The sequence below is a fragment of the Thioclava sp. NS-SX20 genome (assembly GCF_057380695.1).
The window spans coordinates 516,830-535,907 of record NZ_CM170816.1 but is presented as its reverse complement, the minus strand read 5'-3'; the positions used below and the strand labels follow the sequence as shown (position 1 = coordinate 535,907).

At 64.0% G+C, this 19,078-nt stretch carries 21 protein-coding genes; 1 reads left to right on the top strand and 20 read right to left on the bottom strand.

Annotation, left to right across the window (positions count from 1 at the left end):
• Positions 1-16: 16 nt before the first annotated feature.
• Together AC2ISB_RS02735 and AC2ISB_RS02730 are read right to left on the bottom strand one after the other, a co-directional pair.
• A complete protein-coding gene (locus AC2ISB_RS02735) occupies positions 17-352 on the bottom strand; it encodes a hypothetical protein (RefSeq protein ID WP_486576010.1) in 336 nt (111 codons plus the stop codon).
• Between the two features lie 11 nt (positions 353-363).
• On the bottom strand, positions 364-1,017 hold the full coding sequence (locus AC2ISB_RS02730) for a glycoside hydrolase family 19 protein (RefSeq protein WP_486576008.1): 654 nt from the start codon (positions 1,015-1,017) through the stop codon (positions 364-366).
• Between the two features lie 301 nt (positions 1,018-1,318).
• Between AC2ISB_RS02730 and AC2ISB_RS02725 the strand changes: the two genes are divergently transcribed.
• Positions 1,319-1,807, top strand: a complete 489-nt coding sequence (locus tag AC2ISB_RS02725) for a hypothetical protein (protein ID WP_486576006.1) — start codon at positions 1,319-1,321, stop codon at positions 1,805-1,807.
• A 252-nt stretch (positions 1,808-2,059) separates the two neighbouring features.
• Here AC2ISB_RS02725 and AC2ISB_RS02720 read toward each other — a convergent pair whose 3' ends face one another.
• The 18 genes from AC2ISB_RS02720 to AC2ISB_RS02635 form a co-directional block, all read right to left on the bottom strand.
• Positions 2,060-2,506, bottom strand: a complete 447-nt coding sequence (locus AC2ISB_RS02720; RefSeq protein ID WP_486576004.1) for a hypothetical protein — start codon at positions 2,504-2,506, stop codon at positions 2,060-2,062.
• Entirely contained in the window at positions 2,506-2,892 is a 387-nt protein-coding gene (locus tag AC2ISB_RS02715; protein WP_339109275.1) for a hypothetical protein, read from the bottom strand. Before AC2ISB_RS02715 ends, AC2ISB_RS02720 begins: the two co-directional genes overlap by 1 nt.
• 77 nt (positions 2,893-2,969) lie before the next feature.
• Entirely contained in the window at positions 2,970-3,302 is a 333-nt protein-coding gene (locus tag AC2ISB_RS02710; protein ID WP_486576002.1) for a hypothetical protein, read from the bottom strand.
• A gap of 10 nt (positions 3,303-3,312) precedes the next feature.
• Positions 3,313-4,296: a hypothetical protein gene (locus AC2ISB_RS02705; protein ID WP_486576000.1), complete on the bottom strand. Its 984-nt coding sequence runs from the start codon at positions 4,294-4,296 to the stop codon at positions 3,313-3,315.
• Entirely contained in the window at positions 4,296-5,213 is a 918-nt protein-coding gene (locus AC2ISB_RS02700; RefSeq protein ID WP_486575998.1) for a hypothetical protein, read from the bottom strand. The genes AC2ISB_RS02705 and AC2ISB_RS02700 overlap by 1 nt, the downstream gene beginning before the upstream one ends.
• Positions 5,210-10,363, bottom strand: coding sequence for a hypothetical protein (locus AC2ISB_RS02695; protein WP_486575996.1), 5,154 nt, complete (start codon positions 10,361-10,363; stop codon positions 5,210-5,212). Before AC2ISB_RS02695 ends, AC2ISB_RS02700 begins: the two co-directional genes overlap by 4 nt.
• 122 nt (positions 10,364-10,485) lie before the next feature.
• The gene (locus AC2ISB_RS02690) at positions 10,486-11,043 is read right to left on the bottom strand and encodes a DUF6036 family nucleotidyltransferase (RefSeq protein WP_486575994.1); all 558 of its coding nucleotides are present in this window, start codon (positions 11,041-11,043) and stop codon (positions 10,486-10,488) included.
• A 430-nt stretch (positions 11,044-11,473) separates the two neighbouring features.
• Positions 11,474-11,596 (bottom strand): hypothetical protein, encoded by a 123-nt coding sequence (locus AC2ISB_RS02685; protein ID WP_486575992.1) that lies wholly within the window; start codon positions 11,594-11,596, stop codon positions 11,474-11,476.
• 81 nt (positions 11,597-11,677) lie between these two features.
• Positions 11,678-12,604: a hypothetical protein gene (locus AC2ISB_RS02680; protein ID WP_486575991.1), complete on the bottom strand. Its 927-nt coding sequence runs from the start codon at positions 12,602-12,604 to the stop codon at positions 11,678-11,680.
• A gap of 215 nt (positions 12,605-12,819) precedes the next feature.
• Positions 12,820-13,074: a hypothetical protein gene (locus AC2ISB_RS02675; protein ID WP_486575989.1), complete on the bottom strand. Its 255-nt coding sequence runs from the start codon at positions 13,072-13,074 to the stop codon at positions 12,820-12,822.
• Between the two features lie 80 nt (positions 13,075-13,154).
• Positions 13,155-13,607, bottom strand: coding sequence for a hypothetical protein (locus AC2ISB_RS02670; RefSeq protein WP_486575987.1), 453 nt, complete (start codon positions 13,605-13,607; stop codon positions 13,155-13,157).
• A gap of 106 nt (positions 13,608-13,713) precedes the next feature.
• Entirely contained in the window at positions 13,714-14,160 is a 447-nt protein-coding gene (locus AC2ISB_RS02665; RefSeq protein ID WP_339109267.1) for a hypothetical protein, read from the bottom strand.
• 3 nt (positions 14,161-14,163) lie between these two features.
• On the bottom strand, positions 14,164-14,370 hold the full coding sequence (locus AC2ISB_RS02660; RefSeq protein WP_486575985.1) for a hypothetical protein: 207 nt from the start codon (positions 14,368-14,370) through the stop codon (positions 14,164-14,166).
• Positions 14,371-14,408: 38 nt separating this feature from the next.
• Positions 14,409-14,819 carry a hypothetical protein gene (locus AC2ISB_RS02655; RefSeq protein ID WP_486575983.1) on the bottom strand — a complete coding sequence of 137 codons (411 nt, stop codon included), beginning with the start codon at positions 14,817-14,819 and terminating at the stop codon, positions 14,409-14,411.
• Complete coding sequence (locus AC2ISB_RS02650) at positions 14,816-15,142, bottom strand: head-tail joining protein (RefSeq protein ID WP_406720717.1); 327 nt, start codon at positions 15,140-15,142, stop codon at positions 14,816-14,818. The genes AC2ISB_RS02655 and AC2ISB_RS02650 overlap by 4 nt, the downstream gene beginning before the upstream one ends.
• The gene (locus tag AC2ISB_RS02645) at positions 15,139-15,471 is read right to left on the bottom strand and encodes a DUF2190 family protein (RefSeq protein WP_339109263.1); all 333 of its coding nucleotides are present in this window, start codon (positions 15,469-15,471) and stop codon (positions 15,139-15,141) included. Before AC2ISB_RS02645 ends, AC2ISB_RS02650 begins: the two co-directional genes overlap by 4 nt.
• A gap of 93 nt (positions 15,472-15,564) precedes the next feature.
• Positions 15,565-17,646: a head maturation protease, ClpP-related gene (locus tag AC2ISB_RS02640; protein WP_486575981.1), complete on the bottom strand. Its 2,082-nt coding sequence runs from the start codon at positions 17,644-17,646 to the stop codon at positions 15,565-15,567.
• Complete coding sequence (locus AC2ISB_RS02635) at positions 17,630-19,078, bottom strand: phage portal protein (protein ID WP_486575979.1); 1,449 nt, start codon at positions 19,076-19,078, stop codon at positions 17,630-17,632. Before AC2ISB_RS02635 ends, AC2ISB_RS02640 begins: the two co-directional genes overlap by 17 nt.

Genomic DNA, 19,078 nt, shown 5'->3' with positions numbered 1-19,078 from the left:
GCGCGCCGGCAGAAGGTCATGCGGCCAGCGCCGCGATCTTGGCCTCGGCCAGATCCTGCAGCACCTGCGCCGAAGGCCCGAGCCTGCTGATCGCGTCGGGCACCGAGGTCTTGGCGTAATCGACGGCGGCCTGTGTCAGAGTGGCGGTGCTGGCGCCATAGCCAATCCGCGCCAGCGCAAGCTGCGCGCCGGTCATCAACGCCGAATGCAGCGCCTCGCGGTGGCGGGCCTCGATCTCGATACCGAAGCGGCGTTTGACCTCGGCGGCGATCCAGCCGACCAGAGCGGTGACCGCCAGCGCCAGCAGTTGCAGAAGATAGGGGGCCAGTGCGGCCATGAGGGCGTCAAGCATGGGAGATCCTTTCAGAGCTTGAGAAGATGGGAATGGAGCGCGCCGCGCGTGGCGGGGCCTGCGAGGCCGTCGACCGTCAGACCGGCCAGCCGCTGGAAGGCGCGCACGTCGTTCGGGCCCTGCCCCAGCAGCACCAGCCCCGCGCGGGTATAGAGGGCCAGCCGGTCGGCATAGCCGTTCAGCCCGCCATTGATGCGGCGGGTGATCATCTCGATATCGCCTTTATCGGCATAGGCATTGAGGCTGTGCCCCGCCCCCGCCTGCCAGAACCAGACCGCCGACAGCCCGAGCCACGGATCGCCCATGACCGCATCGGGCACCGCCTCGAAATCCGGCCCCTCGGCCCAGGCAGTGAAGCGGGCATAATTCGCCCGCCCCGTGATCTGGATCGGCCCGCGCCCGCGAAAGCGGTAGCCATCGCCCGCCTGCAGATTGCCCAGATCGCGCCGCCCCTCATAGCGGCGCTGCGCGCGGGTCGGCCCCCAGGCTTCGGCGGCATAGCGGAAGCGCGCGCTTTCATGCGCGATCTGCGCGACAAACTGTGCCAGCCGGTGCGGCGGGGCCATATCCCGCGCGCGGGGATCGGCCAGACCGGCCACCACCGACCGCATAAGCGGGGTTTCCCGACGGCCCGCGATGGCCGCCAGATGTGCTGTGCTCAGCATGTGGTTTCTCCATGAAAAAACCCCGCCGGAGGGGCGGGGTGTGGGGGTTAGGGTTCGGGCGTCAAAAAGAATTAATAAATATTACTTTTTGGATTGACCCGAATATCTGATATTCTAGATGAACTGACCGAATTTAGTTGCGTTTCAAATATCGACCTCCCGCATGCATACATATCAAACTGACAAAGTTCGGCGCCATATCGGTGAAGCTCTCGTGGCTTTCGGCTTGGCGGTGGTAGCATTCAACCTCTTGGGATGGAGCTTCGATCTTCAGCCCCTCGTCCGGTTTCCGGATGCGGCAATGGTGCCCAGCACGGCATTCAGCCTTGCCTTGCTGTTTATCGGCAGCGCGGCAGTTTTCGCCCTGCCTCCCAAAAACAACACCGCAAGAATTTGCAGTCTTACGGCTGCGGTCATCGCAATGGTCAATATCGGGTTGCGGCTGACCGCAGATCTGGATCTGGATTACCTTACCCCCAACCGGACAGCGGGCGACCGGATGTCCGGAGGCACGATCCTGTGCATCATGGTCAGCGCGGCAACGATCTTGGCGCTCTCCTCCGAAAAGCTGCGGAATTTCGAATTCCACCTCTCCGGCGCGATTGCCGGCCTTCAACTGATCATCGCTGTCTTCTTTCTGTGCCGTTTCGTTCCGGGCACACCGCAGGCCCCTCTCATCTTCGAGGCCATGTCACTCTACACGGCAGTTTGTTTTCTGGTCCTGTTCATCATCCTCTTCGTGGCAGCCGTCATTCTGCCGCTCCTACAGCCGGAAGACATCGAGGCGTAAAGGCCCGCCAAACGGCGCTCCTGCATGCCCACCTGTCGCAATGTTACGGGGCGTCAAAATTCGCGCGACGCGGGTATTTCCCTTGAACGGATAGATGGTCGCGGCCTAGGCTGGACAGATCAACACGCATTGTTTTGATACCCTCAAAAAGGATACTTGGGCGCGGGTGGCAGCATAGTCCCGCGCCTCTTTCTTTTAGCCCCTCACGAACAGGCCCCGCCATCTTCCGCGGATTTCCGGCGTCGGGGTGTGTCAGTTCCAGAACTTTGATCGTGTGGGCCATAGGAAGGCCCTATCGCCATTCCGCCCGTGGCAGGCGTGGCGCACATCGGCGTAGCTCTCGGCCAGCTGGGCCTCGGTCAGGCCGACCACCAGCGCCTCGAACTCCATGCGCCCGACCGCGCGGATCTGCGGCTTGTCATCGAACCGCGCGGGCACCCGCACCGCCTGACCGTGGCGATCGCCCAGCCACCAGACAAGGCCGAGGAAATCGCAGCCCGAGCGGTACCGCTCGGCCCAGCCCCTGATCCGCACCCCCTCTTCGGTCTGCGTGACCTGCGTGATGTGCAACGGCCCCGAGACCGGCCAGATCTGGCTTTCCACCCAGGGCGGCACCGTCACGAAGACCAAATAGCCCACAACCAGCCGGAACCAGATCTCGCGCTCCCGCAGAAGCTGCCGCCATAGCGCCTCGAACATCACTTCTTCCCCGTGAACTTATGGCTCTGCGCGTCGATCATAGCGATCACGACCTTGGCCACCGACATACCGCCCACCCCCGCCAGAAACCCCGCCGTGGTGGCGTCTCCGGCATCGGGCCACATGCCGACGCCCGCCAGCCAGTTCGCGATGACCGGCCCCAGATAGCGGGCGAAAATCGCCCCCGTGATCACGGCGGTGACCCCGTCGAGGAGGATCCGCAGAAAGCTGATCGGGCTCTTGCCCTTGATCTCCATGATCCAGCGCACCGCGCCGCCGACCCCGCCCGACACATAGATCTGACCCGCCGCGCCGGTCGCCCATGTGATGATCAATGACAGGTAGAGCCAGATATTTTCCCAGAGGCTGGGGTCTTTTTCGGGCATTGTTTCGTCTTTCCGGTTGGCCGCGCATATCGGGATGCGCAGGTTTCCTCATAAAAAAGCCCGCCTCGGAGGGCGGGTCAGAGTGTGTCTTCAGGGGCGGGATCTTCGGGCGGGGCCTCGGGCGGCTCGGGCAAGGGCACCGGCCCGCTGGCCACCGTCACCGGTACGGGAAACCGCTGCGCCTCGGAGGCGCTGTCCCCGATCGGCAGGAGGAGGGTGACGGTCCAGTCATCGCCATCGTGGACGGCGCTCTGGATGTAGCCGGCAAGCCCCGTTTCCTCGTCATATTTTAGCGCTGTGAGATCGAAGTCCGTACCGTTGATGGTCAGCGTATCACCATCCACAATTAGCGTTCGGAGTTCGTAATCGGTGCCCGGTCGACGGACCACGGGTGAGAAGATGATTTGCATGTTCTGTTCCTTACTTCCAGCGACCTACAGCGCGCGTGTGTACATATTTCTCAATCGAGCCAGATAACGAGGTCGCGCTCCACGGCCGGAAAGGCACCATGGATGTCGTCGCAGAACCGAAGGCCACGCCTGTAATAGATGCCGCCGCTGTCTCTGCATCACCACTAACAGTTGGGATCGCCGAAAACGACGCGGGAAAAGTCCAGTTAGAAGAACTTCCCTGCATGAACAGGGCCCCATCGGTAGTTGTCCATGTATACCCGCCATGTGAAGAGCGCCGCCAGCAGATCTGCGTCCCATCAGGGAATCTGACATACTCTCCGTTTGAGTTTGAGCCGCGCTTCGGAAACATAAAGCTCCAAACGGACCAAGCTGAGGAGATATACGTTCGATAATATATCTGACCGACTTCAGAGTATGGATAAGCCGGATAACAAACCTGAACTTTCTCGCCACTCGACCCTTCAAAGGTTTGCACCATGCCGACATTTACATCATCCGGGCGTTCGGTGTGCACACCGTAGAAAGAGACAGATGCACCTGAAGGTGCGCTATTGAGGCTAGTGATCCCAATCGATCCCATCGCCACCGTGGGACCTAAAACGCCGGCATCACCGGCTTTCAACAGGCGCCCAACGGTATTATCGAACTTGCTCTGCGTGACCGCCGTACCGCTTGCCAGACCACTGGCCACCTTCAGCGCGCCGGACTGGCTCAGAAGGGACCGCCCGTCCGCGCTCAGATCCGCCATCGCCATTGCGCCCGCACCGGTGAAATAGGGCAGCTTGTTGGCGGCGCCGGTCAGATGGGCGAAGGCTGCGATATTCTCGGAGGGCACATCGCCGATCATGGTCTCGATCCAGTCGCCCATGTCCTGCATGTACTGGCCCATCACCGGAAACCAGCCCAGAAACCCTTGCGCATCGGCGGCGAAGGTCGGGCTGCCAAGGATCGGCGGGTCATTGGGCGCGGGGGTGAGGGTGGGTTTAGCCATCAGGCGACTCCTGTCAGGGAAAGGGTTGCAATCGTGTGCCCGCCGCCCGAAAGCGCGGGGAAGAAGTCATCGGCCACGCCATAGACGGCGAGGGCGAAGGGCGTCATGTCATCGCCCGGGTAGAAATAGGCCGGCGCCCCGCGTGCCTGTTCGAGCGCGCGCTGGATGCGGCGGTTGGCGGTGGCCTCGAACGAGAGCTGCCATTCGGCCTTGCGGGCGGTGGCGCGTTTGACGATCGAGATATTGCCGAAATCATCCACCTCGCGGCGCGAGTAATCGGTGAAGCCCGATTTGGACCCTTCCAGCACCTCGCCCAGCAATTCGCCCCGCCCCATCACGATCTCGGAGACCGAGGCCGTGCCGCCGGGATTGGCGATGGTGATCTCGAGCGTGAAGCCCGACAGCGCGCCCAGATCGGCAAAGATCTGTTCGGGGTCGAAGCTGTCCTCATAGGTGAAGAAATCCAGCCAGCTCTGGATCGCGCCCGTGTCCAGCAGATTGGCGGTGCGGTCATAGACCACACTGCCGCCACTGTCGCGGATCACCAGCTGCAGCGACACCGCCACCAGCCCGATAAAGGCCACCGCATCGACCCGCGCCGGCAGGCCGATGCGATAGGTGATCGCCTCGGGCCAGCTGGTGACCAGCCCGAGCGTCGCGTCAAAGGCCCGCCAGCGATTGGTCGAGCCAGTCGCCACCCAATATTGCGCCGACAGATCCGCCCCCTCGGGGGCAAAGCCGGAGTTCTCGTCCGCCAGACTTTCGTAGATCTGGTGACGGGCGGCCAGAATGACCCGCTCGCCCGTCTGATAGACCGCAGCGGCGTCCCATTCGGGATGGTCTTCCTCGGTCACATTCGTGGCCTGCATCGCCCCCGCGCCTATCGCCACGGGGATGATCATCAGAGCTTGGGTCATTGCGCCTCGGCCTCCCGCCGTTCTTCAAGGGTGCGGATCTTGCGCAGATCGCTATTGCCATTGAGCTGCAGCTGGCGGTTCTCCTGCCGCAGGCTCTTCAGCTCGGCGATCACCTCGCGCAGAAGCCCGTCCTGCGCGCCCTCCCCGCCCGAAAGCATCCTGCGGGTCTGGTCCGCCGTCCAGATCCGGCTGGCACCGGTGGCCTCCAGCTCGGGGCCGTTCTCGCCCACCAGCCGCAGCCCGCCGCCATGCAGCCCGCCGCGCGCGAATTGCGGGATCTCGATATCGACCCCCATCGCCTGCAGCTCCTGCGCCGCCGCCACCAGCGCCTCCTGCAGCCCCGATTGCTTGAGCTGTTCGGCGGCGGCATCGGCATTGAGCGTCTGCGCATAGGCCAGCGCTTTCTCATAGGCCGAGCGGTTGAGCGCATTGACCGCCGTCAGATAGGCCTCGCTGCCATCGGAACGGCTGAGACCGGCCAGCGAGGGGTCGCTGGCGCTGGCCTTGAAGGTCTTTCCCGCCACCACATAGCTTTGCAGCCCCGTGCTGACATAGGAGCCCAGCTTCATCAGCTGCGTCACCGCGCTGTAGACCGGCAGCGCCACCGCCTGCGCGGGCGAGAACGCGGCCAGCTCTTCGGCCAGCGCCGCATAGCTGGCCTGCGCCTGCGCCAGCTTCACCTCCTGCGCCTGGGCCTGGGCGAAGGCGGTCTGCGCCTGCACCGCGACCCGCAGCGCGTTGAGATGGTTGCGCAGCTGCACCATCGTCTCGCGCGCGGCCTGCAGCGGCACCTCGACCGTGCTGCCCAGAAGGCTGGCAAAGGCCGCGCCCGGATCGAAGCTGAAGCTGCCGCCCAGCCGGATCGTGGCCGAGGCCCCGCCCGAAAGCGCCGCAACCAGCGTCTTTTGCGCCGCACTCAGCCCCGACTGGTCGACCGCCACCGCCACCGTGCGGGTCATCGCGCGGTCGGTGGCCAGAAGGGCCGCGCGCAGATCGGCCTCGAGCCCCTGCGCCAGATAGACCCGCACCCCGCGCGCCAGCGTCGAATTGCCCGCCAGCGCCAGCGCCATCTCCTGCGCATCGAGGCTGTTGACCGCCCAGAGCCGCACCTGTTTCTGCAGGCTCGAAGTGGTCGCCAGTGCCAGCGCGGTCAGATCCGCGCCCAGATCGTTCTGCGCCAGATAGGTGACCGTCTTCACATGTTCCGAGGCCCCCGTCAGCGCCAGCCATTTCTGCTCGGCGCTCAGATCCGAGCGGGTGATGAAATCCACATAGCGGCTCACCCCCGTGGCACTATCGGCCAGCATCGCCTTGAGATAGGCGGGGATCTGCGCGTCCTCGACCACATCGATGGCCAGATCGATCTGCTTGCGCAGCCCCGCATAATTGAGCGCGGCAGCGGCGGTGATCGCCTCGTCCAGCGCGCCCAGCTGCGTCTCGAGCACCCCGATCTGCGCATCGCTCAGCGCATTGCCCGCCGCCAGATAATCGCGGGCCTCGGTCAGCAGATCGACCTGGCTCTGGCTCAGGCTGGCCATCGCCTCGGCGCGTGCGCCCTCGATCTGCGCGATGCCCTGCGTCTGGCCCAGATCGGCGGCCACCCGCGCCTGTGCCCGCGCCAGATCGAGCGCCGTGCCCGCCTGATCGCCCATCCGGTCGAGATAGGTCTGCGCCACCTGCGTCAGGCCGGTGACCGCGTCCAGATCCCCCGCCTGCGCGGCGGCCAGCGTCATCTGGTAGCGCCCCTGCGCATAGGACAGCGCCGCCCCGGGCGAGGTCATCGCCGAGGAGGTGCCACGCATCTCGGCGATAAAGGCCGCGATTGTATCGGCGGCCTTATACCAGTTGGTGGCGGCCTGCGCCGAGGCCTGCTGGGCGGCGGTATAGGCCGAGATCGAGCTGTCGAGCGAGGTCGAGACCGTGCCCGACAGCGCCTCGATCTGCGCGGTGAAACTGGCGACCTGCGGCAGGATCTCGTCGAACACCCCCGCCATGCCGACCAGCGCCGCCCAGAGGCTGCGCCCGCCCGCCGTGCCAAGATCCAGCGCCTCGACCAGCGCGCGGTATTGCGCGCGCGAGGCGGGCATGCTCAGCCCCAGTTCCGCCAGCGCCTCGGTGGTCTGGCGCGTGGTGGTGGCCAGCCGTTCGCTCTCGGAATAGACGGCCTGATAATAGCTGCTGACCGCCGTGCCGAACGCCTCGTCGCCGCCCAGAAGCTGGGTGAGCTGGCTGGCCATATCGGCCCCCACCAGCCCCGTGGCGCGGAACGTATTGCCCAGAGTGTCCATCGCCGCATTGACCGTGGCCAGCGCCGAGGCCAGACGGGTGATCGTGGCCATCGCGCCCTCGCCTTCCGCCTGGAACGCCGCCAGCCCCTCGATCTGGCCGGCATAGGCATCGCCCAGACCGGTCAGCTTCTCTTCGAGCACCTCGAGCGCCTCGTCTTTCGACAGGCCCTTGGTCGAGAACTTCAGCGCATAGGTGAAGCCGTCAAAGGCCTCGGCCCCGATCTCGAGACTGTCCGCCGCCGCCACGATCGAGGCCTGCACGTCATAGACCGCGCGGGTGACCGGATCGGCCAGATCGGCAGAGGCCGCGCTATATTTGGTCTTCGTGGACTTGGACAGCCCCCAGAATCTGGATTTCTCGATCAGCTGGTAGGTCTGCACGGTGACATCGCTGCCCGAGATCAGCGCGCGGATGCCGGTATCGAGCACCTTGGTCTTGCCGATCAGCCCCGAGATCAGCAGGCTGACAGCGGCAACCGGCAGGGCAATCGCCCCGACGGCTGCGGCAAAGCCCGACAGGCTGGAGGTGGCCCCGCCCAGCACCGAGCTGAGATAGGTGCCCGCCGCCCCGAAGCCGCCGCCTGCGCCGGTGAGGCTGGTCCAGAGCCCCGCCGCCCCCGAAAGCGCAGACGACCCCAGACCGCCGACCGTGCCCGCAAGCCCCAGCCCGTTGGCCGAGGCCGCCCCGCCCGCAGCCGCCGCCGCACCAGAGCCCGCCGCCGCCGTTCCGGCCACGCCGGTGAGCGAGCCGGTCAGCCCCATCGCCACCACGATGCGGTTCTTGGCCGCCGTGGCGATCATCTGTTTGAGCCAGGTTTTGAACATATCCCCGATATCTCCCAATGTGCCGCGGAAGCCCGCAAACAGCCCGTCGACCAGCGTGTCGGTCAGCTCGCCCGCCAGCGGCAGGCTATCGGCCAGCCCGGCATTGAGCTGCGCCATTGCCTTGTGCACCTCTTGCGGGGTCAGCAGGCCCTTCGTGGCCAGCGTGTTCAGCTCGGCCAGCTCGCGGCGGTATTTGTTGAGCGGATCGATCAGATCGCGCCAGCGTTCGGCCTCTTTCGCCTGCGCCTTCTCGAGCCGCTCGGCGGCCTTCGCGCCTGCCGTGCCCGCCTTGGTCGCGGCCTTCTGCGCCTTGGTCAGCTGGTCGAGCGTGGCCAGATCCTTCTCCATCGTGTCGATCTTCTGGTTCTGGCTCAGAAGCTGCGCATCGGCCAAAGCCAGATCCACCCCTTCTGCCACCGCCTTGTCGCGCAGCGCCTGCGCCTCGAGACGCAGCCCCGCAACCCGCGTGGCATTCGCCACGTTCTGCTTGTTGCGCGTGGCTTCGATCTGCACGTCGAGCATGGCGATCTGGTTGTCGAGATTGGCCGAGAACCCCGAAGCCGCCGCCATCGCCGAGGCCAGACGCTGGGCGGCATCGGCGGCGCTATCGAGGCTCACGGGCAGCCCCGCCGCCAGCTTGTCGGACAGCTCGAAGAGGTTGCGCATCTGGAACGCCTCGACCGTCGTCTGGGCCGCCGCCAGCCGTGCCTCGCGCAGGCCCTCGGGGATCTTGCCCGTCTCGTCCACGGTCAGACCCAGAAGGCGGTAGAGTTCCTGCGTGGCCGCCGCGACCTCCTGCGGGCTTTTGGCTTTGGCCATCTCGTCCATCGCGGTTTTGACCTTGCGCGCCTGATCGATCGTCAGGCCGTATTTCCGGTTCAGCTCATCGACCGCCGCACCGGCCTGATCGTAGAGCATGAAGGACGTGCCGGTCTGCGTGATGGCATCATCATAGTCCTGCAAGCTCCCGATCACGCCTTTCAGGCTGTTCTGGATGGCCTTGGTTTTTTCTCCGATCTGGTCGAACCCCTCGATCTTCTTGGCATCGAGGATGGCGATGTTCATCTCGCGCGCGGCCTCGGCATTGTCTCCGAACTCCTTGCGCAGCGCGGCCAAGGGGGTAGTCGCGGTCTCAAGCGCCGAACGCAGATCCCCGAGCGAGCTTTCCAGATCGCTGGTCGCGGTATCGAGGTCTTTGGCCTTCTTGCCGAAATCGGTCAGCAGGGGCAGCACGACCGCCCCCACGGCCACGATCGTGCCGAGCGCCGAGCCCACCATCGCGAGCTTGCCCGAGAACCCCAGCGCGCCCAGAAGCTGCGGCGCCTGCATCGCGAAGGCGCGCATCGCATCGGTGCCGCCCGCGATCTGCACGAAGAAGTCCTGCACCTGGAACGAGGCGTTCGAGAAGGCCGAGGACATCCGCCCCGAAATCCCGCCCGCCTTCTGCATCACGCCATTGGTGGCCGAAAGCTGCTGGCCCAGAAGCTTCAGCGTATTGGCCCGCGCGCGGTCATCGATGACCCCCGCCGCCTGCGCCGCATTGAGCACCTCGACCGCCTGCTTGTAGCGCTGCGAGCTGGCATAGAGCGGGTCGACCGAGGCGCGCAGGCTCTCATAGGCGCGCGCCGCACTAGCCGCGCTGCGGGCCTGTTCGGCCTGCGCCGCCTCCCCCGCCCGCACCGCCTGCGCCGCGCGATCGGCGGCGGTCGCCACGCCCAGATATTTGGCCGCCGCCTGTTCAAGCACCTGATTGGCCGCGCGCTGGCTGGCCACGCCGCTTTCGACAAAGCCCGCCACCTGACGCTGGATATCGGCATAGCGCTGGCTGGCCGCAAAGGCCGGATCGATCGAGGCGCGCAGCTGGTCGAAGGACCGCGCCGCCTTTCCCTCGACCGAGGCACGCACCCCCGCCCAGGCCTGATTGATATTGCCCGCCATCTTCTGCGCCTCGGCACTCGCCGCCCGCGCTCCGGACTGGAACTGGCTCAGGTCCAGCCCCAGCTTCGCCTGCATCGCTCCCGCTTGGCCCATCGCCATAACGCACCTCATTCGCATAGAAAAAGGGGCAGACCGTAAGATCCGCCCCTGGGGGATTTTGTAATTCCGTAGTGAAGCCGACGCCTAGGACACCGCTCGAACACCTCAGCGGTAAACGGACATCACATATTGAGAACGAAAGATCTGGCCCTTGAAATCAATGCGGGGTCAGCAGAGCTATCTTCCAAACTCTGTATTACCCTATTCCTGTCCAGCGGCTTGAACCTGTCTCTCTCCCGAACATAATCGAGATCCTTGTCATCGTATCGAATAAGCTTTGCCGCTGCGAGGTCTTCAGGCGATGGGGCTATCGCCGTTACGCGTCGGCCATCAACATCAACATGCATTCTTATGCAGCGATGCATCCAGTCTTCTGGAAGCACCGCAGTATTGCGGTCAACACCATCGATATAAAAGCCGTGAGTGTCGTGGAAATGGGAGCCCCACCCGAAAAGTGCAGAAATCTCTTCGGAAGCCTCTATCGGGTTCTCCGCTTCCCATTCTTCGGCATTTCCCGGGTAGGCATCTATTTCGCCAGATGTACGAAGCAAAACGGGTGCGGAGGGCCATTCCAAGATGACCGACTGGCTACCAATTATGAAAACAGCATCAGATTTGAAGTGCCGCGCAATCGCGCGGACAGCCCGTTCCATATCTTCCGATGTTCGGACGCTGGTCATACACCAGCAACGCCGCGTTTCGCGAGCACCATGATACGTCTACGCACCTGCGGGTCTTTAAGTGTGACCGGTACAGATAATGGAGAACTCAGACGGAGCCGATTCATTGTAGGAGACCGCGATGTGATAGCCCGACGGACCTCATTCGGCGGCCTATCCAGGATAGCCATCCACTCCTTATTCGAAGACAGAGACCCCTCGCCAATCGAAAGAGATTGTTTTGCGTTCTCAATGATATCTGGATTGGACGCGAGTACTCGAGCGATAACGCGATGCATTATCAACTTCGCCCGATCATTGATATACTCTCTATTCACATGAGCATTCATGTTTCCGCACCCAGCCGAGTCACCCGCAAAATATAGACTTTGATGCGTAACCCGACAATTTTTTTCTCGTTCATAGTTCCACGAACCATTTACGAAACGATTTATCCATGCAGCTGTTCCGCCATCTTCTGCGCCTCGGCACTCGCCGCCCGCGCTCCGGACTGGAACTGGCTCAGGTCCAACCCCAGCTTCGCCTGCATCGCTCCCGCTTGGCCCATCGCCATAACGCACCTCATTCGCATAGAAAAAGGGGCAGGCCGCGAGGTCCGCCCCTTTTTACAAAACTTCTACTTTTCAGTTTGCAGCTACTTCACTTCACGAAAAACAAGCAAAGGAGTAATCCCCAGAGCACCTTTTGGGCGACCTGCAAACTGCCGCACAATCGGTACAAATGATTCATAAAGAATAGAGAGCATCTCTGCACCATCATTACTTTGCATCCGTGGGCCGGTATCAACGTCTTCTTCAATAGGTGCATCCAAGATACCGAGAACAGCCCATCTTCCTGGTATATTCACGCCATGCTTGAGGGCAATATCTGTGCCCTCCGTAGTCAGGCCGCCTCTATCAATGGACGCCCACGCCAATTCTTCATCGTCTGTTTTCAGGCGTAGTTGCACAGAATGCGGAAGGTTCGGCAATATCTCCGAAGCAAGCTCAGCGTGTAATTTGGCTTCTTCCTTTGCATCGTTCGCCAACTTTGCGAGAGCCTTACCTCCCGGAGTATTACGCTTCGCAGGGGGGATATCTGGGATAGGTGGAAAAGATTTTTTCAGCAATTTACTAACCGAGTTTAAATTCCAGATCTGACTAACCAGCTTTAAATCGTATATAGCCAAGGCTCCTTCAAGTAATACAATTTGGCCCACCTCAGCAGTTCTGATATCGCGGCGGATCAATCCACGCTCGTTCAGAATATCAAGCAGCTGACGTGCGTTGGACCAACTAGGATCGTAAGTTCTACTGACACCTTGTTCGTGAGAACGTATTATGTGCTCTTCGGTAGAATTTTTCACCTTTGCTAATGCGATGTTGGCACTTCCATCAAAAGAAGCTTTACTATCACGACCTTCCCTTGCAGACCGCACTTGAGAAAGCTGAGTCAAGTGACCGGACGGATCACATTGAGCTAGTAATGATGCGGTGCGTGTCACATCATAGTACATAAAGTCATAGACGGAACTTACGAGCTGATCTTCGAGCCCCGTTTCGGATATCTTCTTCTGTTTCATCTATACGCCGATCAATCTCTTCACTCTCTCTCAATATAGTCTCATGACGACGCTCAAGTGCCTTCTGGCACTCAGATTTCGAGCGCCAGAAAAACAATAGATCAATCATTTTAAAACCATGCTTTCTCATGTCGAATGCAGACCTTACACGAGACGCCAAAGTGTAGCGCACACTGTGAATAATAATATAGGATCTTTTACATATCCGAAAAAAGTTAATCCCACACCCCCACCGCCAGCGGATCCTCCCCCGCCTGCCTTGCCTCGAAATACCCCGCGCACATGTCGAACAGGAGTTCCGCCTCCCAGCCTTCGGTGATCCGCCCCGTGGCCTGCATGAAGGCGCTGATCTCGGGCCAGTCGGTGGCGCGCAGATCCAGCCCCGTGGAGCGCACCGGATCGAGGCGGATCATCGCCTCGACCAGATAGGCCCCCGCATCCAGATCGGGCAGGCCCAGAGGCCGCCCCATCCGGCGTGCAAAGGCCAGCCGGGTCTCCTTCCACGAGCGCGGCGTGGAATGGAGATGGCCCAGCTGGCGGGCATAGCGGATCAGCGCGCGTTTGCGTTTCCCAGATAGCTTTCGCGGGTGGAGGCGAAGGCCAGCACCTGCTCGACAAAGCTCTTCTCGCCCTCCTGCCCGTTGATCATCTGCAGGTTCAGGAACCAGCGCAGATCGTCCTCGGAGGTGGTCAGCGCCGCTTCGCCCCGCGCGATATTCTCGAAGCCGGTGACCAGCGGCACGGCGCTATCGACCATCTGGCCGTGCAGATCCTCGAGCGAGCGGACGTCTTCGTCCTTCTTGGGCTTGTCCTTCAGCTTGGCGCGCTGCAGCGCCCGCAGCGCCGCCTGCACGCTGCGGCTTTCGGTGCCGCGCACCAGCACGATGCAGGGCTTGGTGCGCCCGGCATCGGCAAAGAGCGGCTCGCCATTGGCGGGGTCTTTCAGATGCAGGCGGGCGGGGGTGTCCGCGGCAGAGCGGCTGTCGAATTTGGTAAAGTCCATGAGGTAAATCCCTGTGGTTCCGGTTCAGAAGAAACGGCCCGGAACGCGTGAACCACGCGCGCCCCGGGCCGTACAGCCACGCCAGTCTTCCAGCGTGGATCAGGGGTTAGGGCGCGACGCGCACCAGCGCCGAGTTGATGCGGAACTGGCCGGTCATGCCCTTGGCGGTGGAGGCCGTGCGCGAACGGTCGCGGACATTGGCGACCTTGGCGTGCAGATAGACCACCTCGCCATCGGGATCGGTGATCTTCACCGACACGTCGTCATTGCTGTTCGATTTGGCCTTCAGGATCTCCTGCCCCGCATCCGTGTTGCCGGTCACGAGGAAGGTAAAATCGCAGGTGCCGCCATCGAGCGCGCCGTTGACGTGGAGCGTGCGGCCCTTGAGCGTGGTCTCGGTGGTGTCTTCCGAGGTGTCGCCGATCTCCCCGAACTCGAGGATCTCGCCCACCTCGGCAAAGCCGGTCATCGCGCCGAAGCCCGCCGCATCCAGCGTGGCCGGTTTGCCTTCGGCCACTTCCACGGTGGCGCCGATATAGGTGCGTTGGGTCATCGCTTAGCCTTTCTTCTCGGGGGTGGTGGCGGCGGGTTTGACCTCCGCCGCAAGAGTGATCGCGCCGGAGCGGATCCGCCCGCCCAGCACATTGCGGTTGTCAATCAGATCGAGCACCGATTGCGCGATCTCGGTCTCTTTGCCCGCAGGCAGGATGTGACCGCTGGGCAGGGTCAGATCACTGGCCCCGGTATTCTTGACCTTCGGCATCGCGAAGCTCCTTTGCTATGAGGAAAGATCCCCGCGCCTTACCCGCGCAGGGGTTTGAGATAGTTGAGGGTAAAGCTGACCACGGCGGTGCCGATCACCGCCTCGCCCTCGCCATTGAGCGTGGTGGTGACCTCTTCGGGGGTCAGCGTCAGCCGCTCGGCCCCGAAGGCCCCCATCACCGCCGCCTCGATCGCCGCCGCATCGCGGTCGAGCTGATCCTCGATCTCCGCGCCGCCGAGGCGTTTGATCACCACCTGCAACAGCACCTCGCGCTCGAAGGCATTGAGCGTGCCCGGACGCTCCCGCTCGCGCGGGGTGGCGACCCCCATCACCGGCAGGTCACTGGCCGAGAAGTTGCCCGCCCAGGCCGAGACCAGCGTGACCCCCGCAAGATCGGGGGCGCTGGCAAGAGCGGCCTTGGCCCGCGCGCGATAGAGGGCGCGGCTCATGGCTGCACCTTGCGCAGCTCGCAGATGACAAAGGCATCCCCTGCGGGCGAGCCCGAGGGGCGGATCAGCTCGACGGTGTAAAGCGTCCCCGTCTGCGGATCGATCCGGTCGCCCCTGGCCAGCTCCGGCACCAGATCGCGGCCCACCCGCCAGCTGGGGGCGATGATGACGATCGGGTGGCCGTCCTGATCTTCCGCCTCGATCGGTTCGGTGCGGAAGATCGAGCGGATTTCGCGCGGGGCCCCGCCCTTGGGCGTATAGAGCACCGGCCCGCCCAGCACATCGGCCAGCACCCCCGCCATGCCCTCGAAGACCCCCGTCACCGGATCACGCCGTCCAGCAGCACCACACCGACGGCGGACGGATCGACCGTCGCCTCGAGCGCGACCCCCACCAGCGTATTGCCCGAGGCGGTGGTGGTCAGCACATCGCCCTCTGCCGCCAGATAGACCTTGGCCCCTGCCGTCCAGGCCTGCGCCTCCGTCTTGGGCAGCTCGAACACGCCACGGCGGACCAGCGTCACCGGATCGCCCAGAGCGGCATCGTGCTGCGCCACCCCCGTCACCGCGCCGATCTTCACCAGCTGGCCTGCGGTCACCGCAGCCTCTGCCGTCAGGGTGATATGCTCGCCCGGTGCTACATAGTTCTTCATCACAAGCTCCTGTCGCTTAACGTCAAAACGGCGACGGGCACCCGTCATGGATGCCCGTTCGCCCGATCATGGAAACCGGTCTATGCGACCCGCTTATTGGCCCGCATTCTTGTAGACGCCGCGATATTCCACCGCCGCCGCCCCGAAAATGTGGCGGGCATTCATCGTCACCACATCGGGGTTCATGCCATCGAGCGTCTCGACGGTGGGGGCCTCGTAACCTTCGAGATAGGCGTGCTGGATCGGGGGCATATCGCTGGAGACAAGATACCAGGCCGTATCCGAGCCGCCCGCCGCCGCGCCGAGATTGCCCACGGTCGAGGGGGTGAGCGAGTTCGAGAACGGGTTGGCATCGGCATTCTTGGCCGGCGTGATGGCGGCGGCGAACTGCATGGCGGGCAGCTCCAGCGCCGGCGGCACGATCAGCCGGTCGGGCTCGATCGACAGGAAGTCATCGCTATCTTTCGAGCCGAAGGCCCGCTGTTCCCACATCGCCTTGCGCGCGGCGGCCACCGAGGTGACCGAGATCGCCGCCGCCTGCGCCGCGAGGTTGCCGTGATCGGCATGGAACAGCGTCTTGCCGTCGGATTTGAGCTTGGCATTGGTGCGGAACAGCGTCCAGACCATCGACGCCTCCATCAGCCGCGCGGCGGTGGCGAACTCGGTCGGGATGCGCTGGAAGGCCCCCATATCGTCATTGATCACCGCCTCGAAGGTCAGGTTGATGGTGCGGCCCCGACGTTCGACCTTCAGACCTTCGGCCTCATCGACCAGACGGGCCTGTTTATATTCGCCGTTCTCGCCCACGGGCTTGAGCTGGAAATCCCCGCCGAAGCGCACCGCATGCAGCTCGCGGAAATCGGCCGCCGAGATCGGCGCGCCGGTCACCAGCTGCCAGCTGGCCGCGCGGCGGTTATAGGCCTCGATCAGGGTGCGCTTCATCACCTCGGTGGTGATATAGGCGAAATCGCTGACGCCCAATGCGCCGCCCGTCATGGTGGTGGCCATCATGCCGCGCTTGACCTGTGCGGCCTCGTCATAGCCGCGCGAGCTACCCGCGAGATCCATCGCCATGCGCTTGAGGCGCAGCCCGCGATAGTCCGCTGCCGGACCGTCGGTCTTCTTCATCAGCGCGCCGATCATCCCTTCCATGCGGGTGTCGGTCTCGTCGCGGGTGATCTGCGCCGGCGCATGGCTGCGGGTGGGGGCCTCTGCCGCCGCCATCTGCGCCATCAGCCGCAGACCGGCCTCTGCCACCTGCGTGCCGTCATCGACGAGCGCGTCGATATCGGCCTGCATCAACCGGCCCGAGGTCAGAAACGGCGCCGCCATCTCGCGGATGCCCTTCACGCGGGCGCGCTCGGTGGCGACCGGATCGGGGGCCGGTTGCGGCGCGGGTGCCGGTTGCGGCGGGGTCGCCATCACCGGTGCCGGTTGCGGCGCGGGCGGGACCGGCGCGGGCGTCGGGGAAGTGGTTTGTGCGGTGGGGGTGGTCATGGTTGCATCCTTTGCAATGGACAATCGGGGAAGACGGGACAGCAGGCGCTCATAGGTGGCGCCCGCACTCATGAAGGCCGCACGGGCCGCCTCCATCGTTGTAAATCGGGTCAGGCGCGCGGTGGGGCTCTCCTCGCCCGCAACCGCATCGGCAAAGCCCTGCGCCACGGCCTCTTCGGGGCCGTACCAGGTCTCTGCCTTCATGATCTCGCGCGTCTCTTCGGGGGTCTTGCCGGAGGCGCTGGCATAGACGGCGGCATAGGTATTGGCCGAGGCCCCGATCACATCGGCCTCGCGGCGCATATCGGCCTCGGTGCCGAAGACGCATCCCGACGGGTCATGGATCATCAGCTGCGAGCCTGCCGACATCAGGCGCGTGCGTCCGGCCATCAGCAGCAGCGAGGCGGCAGAGGCGGCCAGCCCCTCGACCACGATGGTCACGCCCCCCGGATGGGCGGCAAGGATCGCGCGGATCTGCTCGCCCGCCCAGACATGGCCGCCGCCCGAATTGACGCGCGCCGTCACCGGCCCCTCGCCCAGGATCTGCAGCGCCTCGCGGACCATACGCGGGGCGAAGAACACATCTTCCTCCCACATATACCCCACATAATCGTCCAGCAGCACCGTCCCGCTCAGGATCAGCTCGCCGCCCACAATCAGGTCAGTCGCCTTCATCATCACTCTCCTCTGTCTTTGCGGGTGGCTCGGCCCCTTTGGGCTGGACCGGCGCGAGGCCCGCCGCCCTGTCTTCGGCCTGATCCTGCGCCCGTTCGGCGCGGATCGTATCGGGATCGCGGCCCAGCTCGCGCTGGGTGCGCTGGCGCGAGTTCAGCCCCGCCTCGACCTCGTCGATCATGGCGGGGATCTCTTTGGTGGGGTCGACAAGGATCCGGCGCGGCGGGGTCCAGTCCAACGTGAAGGCAAGGCCCGTCTGGCCCGCCATTGCCAGCCCCTCGCGGAACCAGCGTTCCATGCCGCGACAGAACTGGCCGATCATCAGGTTGCGCTGCCACATGCGCACCAGCCGGTCCATCTCCATCCGGCCCATCCGCCCCGAGGAGAAGTTCACCCCCTTGAGGTCACCGGCCAGCGACTCGTAGCTGATCCCCAGCCCCATCGCGACCATGCCAAGGCCACGGCGCATGAACTCGTCATAGCCATCGACCTTCGGCGGATCGGTGAAGTTGGGCTTGGCCCCTGCGGGGAGGTTCACCACCGCGCCCGGGGCCAGCTCCTCCAGCCCCGCCCCCGCATTGGCGGGCCGCGTGGCCGCATCCTCCCATTCGATCACCACGGCCATCAGTGCCGCCATGCGCTGTTTGAGGATCTGCGCCTCCTGATAATCGCCCAGCTCGCCCAGCGTCATCATGACAGGTGCCAGCCACGGCACCCCGCGCAACTGGCCCGCGCGGTCAAAGCGCCGGATATGCAGGACATCGGACCAATGCACCCGCGTCGAGGACAGCGCCTTGCGGTTCCGCACGGCACCGGGATGCTCGTTATAGAGGTGATAGGCCTCGATCGCGCCGGTGGGGCCGTATTCGATGCCCTCCACCACAAGGTTCTGCCCGTGCGATTGCACCGTCTGGTCGAGGTAATCGGCCTCGATCAGCTCGACCTGATAGGGCAGGCGCAGATGCGGATCATGGCGCGGGTTGCGCATCCGCCTGCGCACCAGCACCTCGCCATCGCCAAAGACCGTCCCCATCACGATGCCCTGCATCTCGTAGAGGTCATATTCGCCGAGACTGTCGATATCGGGGGTCAGCAGATGCTGCAGGGCCTCGGCCACAAGGCCGCGCTCGCGGTCGCTTTGCGCACGGATTGAGGGGGTGATCCCCTCGCCCACCACATTGGCGACCACCACATCGCGCCCACGCGCCGCATAGGGGCGGTTGCGGATCATATCGCGCGAGAGATTACGCAGCCGCGCGCGATGGCCGAAGGCCGCCGCATCCGCCGCAGCCCCCGGCGCTTTCCAGCCATAGGTGCGCCGCCCGCGCGAGGCGGCGTCATAGTTCATCAGCTGCGCCGCCCCCGCACGGGCGCGCATGCGTTTGAGACCCGCTTCAGGACTGAAGAAGGTCACCACACGATCAATGGGGTTCAT

Excerpts from the sequence above, each read along its gene's own strand:
- AC2ISB_RS02665 (WP_339109267.1), bottom strand. The coding sequence starts at position 14,160 with ATGACCCAACGCACCTATATCGGCGCCACCGTGGAAGTGGCCGAAGGC.
- AC2ISB_RS02710 (WP_486576002.1), bottom strand. The coding sequence starts at position 3,302 with ATGCAAATCATCTTCTCACCCGTGGTCCGTCGACCGGGCACCGATTAC.
- AC2ISB_RS02695 (WP_486575996.1), bottom strand. The coding sequence starts at position 10,363 with ATGGCGATGGGCCAAGCGGGAGCGATGCAGGCGAAGCTGGGGCTGGAC.
- AC2ISB_RS02705 (WP_486576000.1), bottom strand. The coding sequence starts at position 4,296 with ATGGCTAAACCCACCCTCACCCCCGCGCCCAATGACCCGCCGATCCTT.
- AC2ISB_RS02725 (WP_486576006.1), top strand. The coding sequence starts at position 1,319 with ATGGTGCCCAGCACGGCATTCAGCCTTGCCTTGCTGTTTATCGGCAGC.
- AC2ISB_RS02730 (WP_486576008.1), bottom strand. The coding sequence starts at position 1,017 with ATGCTGAGCACAGCACATCTGGCGGCCATCGCGGGCCGTCGGGAAACC.
- AC2ISB_RS02735 (WP_486576010.1), bottom strand. The coding sequence starts at position 352 with ATGCTTGACGCCCTCATGGCCGCACTGGCCCCCTATCTTCTGCAACTG.
- AC2ISB_RS02700 (WP_486575998.1), bottom strand. The coding sequence starts at position 5,213 with ATGACCCAAGCTCTGATGATCATCCCCGTGGCGATAGGCGCGGGGGCG.
- AC2ISB_RS02690 (WP_486575994.1), bottom strand. The coding sequence starts at position 11,043 with ATGACCAGCGTCCGAACATCGGAAGATATGGAACGGGCTGTCCGCGCG.
- AC2ISB_RS02670 (WP_486575987.1), bottom strand. The coding sequence starts at position 13,607 with ATGGACTTTACCAAATTCGACAGCCGCTCTGCCGCGGACACCCCCGCC.
- AC2ISB_RS02645 (WP_339109263.1), bottom strand. The coding sequence starts at position 15,471 with ATGAAGAACTATGTAGCACCGGGCGAGCATATCACCCTGACGGCAGAG.
- AC2ISB_RS02640 (WP_486575981.1), bottom strand. The coding sequence starts at position 17,646 with ATGATGAAGGCGACTGACCTGATTGTGGGCGGCGAGCTGATCCTGAGC.
- AC2ISB_RS02720 (WP_486576004.1), bottom strand. The coding sequence starts at position 2,506 with ATGTTCGAGGCGCTATGGCGGCAGCTTCTGCGGGAGCGCGAGATCTGG.
- AC2ISB_RS02680 (WP_486575991.1), bottom strand. The coding sequence starts at position 12,604 with ATGAAACAGAAGAAGATATCCGAAACGGGGCTCGAAGATCAGCTCGTA.
- AC2ISB_RS02655 (WP_486575983.1), bottom strand. The coding sequence starts at position 14,819 with ATGAGCCGCGCCCTCTATCGCGCGCGGGCCAAGGCCGCTCTTGCCAGC.
- AC2ISB_RS02715 (WP_339109275.1), bottom strand. The coding sequence starts at position 2,892 with ATGCCCGAAAAAGACCCCAGCCTCTGGGAAAATATCTGGCTCTACCTG.
- AC2ISB_RS02660 (WP_486575985.1), bottom strand. The coding sequence starts at position 14,370 with ATGCCGAAGGTCAAGAATACCGGGGCCAGTGATCTGACCCTGCCCAGC.
- AC2ISB_RS02675 (WP_486575989.1), bottom strand. The coding sequence starts at position 13,074 with ATGGGGCGGCCTCTGGGCCTGCCCGATCTGGATGCGGGGGCCTATCTG.
- AC2ISB_RS02685 (WP_486575992.1), bottom strand. The coding sequence starts at position 11,596 with ATGGCGATGGGCCAAGCGGGAGCGATGCAGGCGAAGCTGGGGTTGGAC.
- AC2ISB_RS02635 (WP_486575979.1), bottom strand. The coding sequence starts at position 19,078 with ATGAACCCCATTGATCGTGTGGTGACCTTCTTCAGTCCTGAAGCGGGT.